Raw genomic sequence first — 625 nt, 5'->3', positions numbered from 1 at the left:
GGCACAGGTTGACGATCTGGAAGTGGCAGAAGACGGACTGAGCATTACGGGGACCGGCGAACCGGGTGCTTCCATCACCGTTCGTGATGCTGACGGCAACGTCATCAGCCTCCCGGGTGCCGTGGTGGGCGAAGACGGTAACTTCACCGTAACGCTGAGCACCCCTCAGACCAACGGCGAAACCCTCTCCGTTACCCAGACCGACGAAGCGGGCAACCCGTCCGATCCGGCCACCGTTGACGCGGGCGACACCACGCCTCCGGCGCAGGTTGACGATCTGATCGTATCCAATGACGGTCTGACTATTATCGGTACCGGCGAACCGGGTGCCTCCATCACCGTTCGTGATGCTGACGGCAACATTATCAGCCTCCCTGGTGCGGTTGTGGGCGAAGACGGCAACTTTGTCGTGAACCTGAACCCGGCACAGACCAACGGTGAAACCCTCTCCGTTATTCAAACCGATGAAGCGGGCAACCCGTCCGATCCGGCCACCGTTGACGCGGGCGATACCACGCCTCCGGCACAGGTTGACGATTTGAACGTAGCGGAAGATGGCCTGAGCATTACGGGGACCGGCGAACCGGGTGCCTCCATCACCGTTCGTGATGCTGACGGCAACATT

Annotated in this window: 1 protein-coding gene; it reads left to right on the top strand. The window is 61.0% G+C overall.

Annotated elements, in window-relative coordinates:
• The coding region (locus IBT47_RS26810) for an Ig-like domain-containing protein (RefSeq protein ID WP_200564288.1) at positions 1-625 on the top strand (625 nt) is incomplete at both ends.

The sequence above is a fragment of the Erwinia sp. S43 genome, assembly GCF_016624745.1.
Lineage (GTDB): Bacteria > Pseudomonadota > Gammaproteobacteria > Enterobacterales > Enterobacteriaceae > Erwinia > Erwinia coffeiphila.
This window is presented reverse-complemented; position numbering and strand designations above follow the sequence as displayed.